The 2,076-nt window shown below is 41.7% G+C and carries 1 protein-coding gene and 1 pseudogene; both read left to right on the top strand.

Annotated features, from left to right (window positions below):
• Positions 1-751 (top strand): MBG domain-containing protein (locus CBI30_RS11095; RefSeq protein ID WP_169711242.1); only part of this gene is annotated, 751 nt, incomplete at its 5' end.
• A 409-nt stretch (positions 752-1,160) separates the two neighbouring features.
• Positions 1,161-2,076 (top strand): annotated as a pseudogene (locus CBI30_RS02610) (hypothetical protein); the annotation flags it as partial.

Here is a 2,076-nt window from a genome sequence, read left to right on the forward strand (position 1 = left end):
GGCTTCAGGCAATTACACTTTTGCCTTGATTAATGGTACCTTAAGGATCACTCCAGCTACTTTGACGGTGACTACCGATGCCTCCTCTAAGGTTTATGGTGCAGCACTGCCGGTCTTTACTGGCTCAATGAGTGGTTTAGTTGCTGGCGGTACTACACCAACAGCTTCTTATTCATCTACAGCTACTTCGGCTAGTAATGTCGGCGACTACTCTATCAACGCAAATTTAACTGCTGATACTAACTACTCAGTATCCGTAGTAGCAGGGCAGTTAACGGTTACTAAAGCAACTTTGACCGCAACGGCTAACGATGCCTCTAAAGTCTTTGGTACTACTAACCCAGCCTTATCAGTTAGCTTGGTAGGCTTTGTAAATGGCGATACAGCAAGTACAACTGCTGGTTTGACAGCTTCTACAGCCAATAGCACAGCAACAACTTCAACACCGGTAGGCACTTCAGCAATAACAGTAGCCGCTGGCACTGCAAACAACTACAACATTACGCCAGTAGCAGGTGTTTTAACGATTACTTCTGTTCCGGTGGTTATCCCTGTTCAGGCCAAGGTTCCTGTAGCGCCATTCAATAATCAATACCAGGGAATAATTATTCTTGAGGCAACATCCCCGCAAGACTATTCTAAAGAGGCGGTTTCCGGTGGTGGAGTATCTCGCGATGACAATAATTTAGCGCTGCTGACACTTCCTAAAATTAAATTTAATAGCTTGGACGATAAGGAAAAGGCTCTATAAGGGGATGCCCCTAATAAGGAGTAGTCCTTGAACCCAATTAGCCCACTGTAAAAATATAGTCGCTTACTATTTTTCCCAAAGCACTCTTCGGATTGCTTTAAATTAATTATTGGGAATAGATGGAGCAATGTCCAACATATTTAAAAAGATTTAAACGAAGGGCATTCTAGTGGGCACAAAAAAAGATGAAAGTGAAATAAGGCAGCGGCGATACAAGCTAATTTGACTATACCTGTATCTTTTTGACCTATTTTGGCTGGAACCAATAAGCATCTCCAATAAAACTACTTCAAACTGGAATATAAGCATAGAATTGCTAGGCCATGTATAGCGAGCAAGAGACGAATTTTCAGTGTTTATTCTCATATTTGACTAATTTAATTTTTTCAGCCAGCCTTAGGGGGGATTTATGCCTAATCGGGATAAAACTACCAAGCGTTTTGCAGCCGCATTTAATGCTAGCTTATATAGAAAATATAAAACTGCCCCATCAAATATTTTCATTGCTACACAATTTAATCTTAGAGCTCACGGAACATCTATTGTTAGTACAGAGACAGCCAGAAAGTGGTCAAAAGGTTTAGCTTACCCATCGGCAAGTCATTTAACTACCATAGTTGATTGGCTACAGTTAAACCCTAGTGATTTCCTTGTGGACCTGATGACTAACCATCTAATTCCTTCGTTGTCTGAAGGGGTTGGAAATAATGATGCCAATCTCAATATTATTTCGTCTCAACAAATATTGGACTTGCTTAAGTTGGAAATTGCTGTTGTAGCCTCTAGCGGGATTATTGTTCAAGTTAATAAAGCTTGGATTAATTTTTTTACTGAGAACTCCATAAATCGGGTTACGGAAAATTTCCTGGGGAAGAACTACTTGACAGTGTGTGATCATGCTTTAGGTGGCGAGGCTTTAAATGCTAGTGATATGGGCTCTGGTATTCGTAAAGTGCTACGTGGCGACTTGAAAGAGTTTGCCCTTAAATATTCCTGCCATTCCCCCCAGAAGAAACGTTGGTTTATTGGGAGAGTATCTCCTATATCTCATAACGGTAGAATTTATGCAGTCGTTAGTCATCAGGCTATTTCTGGGGAGAATAGTCTTAAAGCAAAACTCCTCTTTGAAGGTGAAGAGAAAGCCAAACGGGCAGGAGAGCTCGTGATTGCTAATGAAGACAAAGCAGCGCGTGCCGCTGAACTAGTGATTGCCAATACAGAACTCCTCTTTGAAGGTGAAGAGAAAGCCAAACGGGCAGGAGAGCTCGTGATTGCTAATGAAGACAAAGCAGCGCGTGCCGCTGAACTAGTGATTGCCAATACAG

Origin of the sequence: Polynucleobacter aenigmaticus, from assembly GCF_002206635.1 — a bacterium.
In the GTDB taxonomy this organism is placed as follows: Bacteria; Pseudomonadota; Gammaproteobacteria; order Burkholderiales; family Burkholderiaceae; genus Polynucleobacter; species Polynucleobacter aenigmaticus.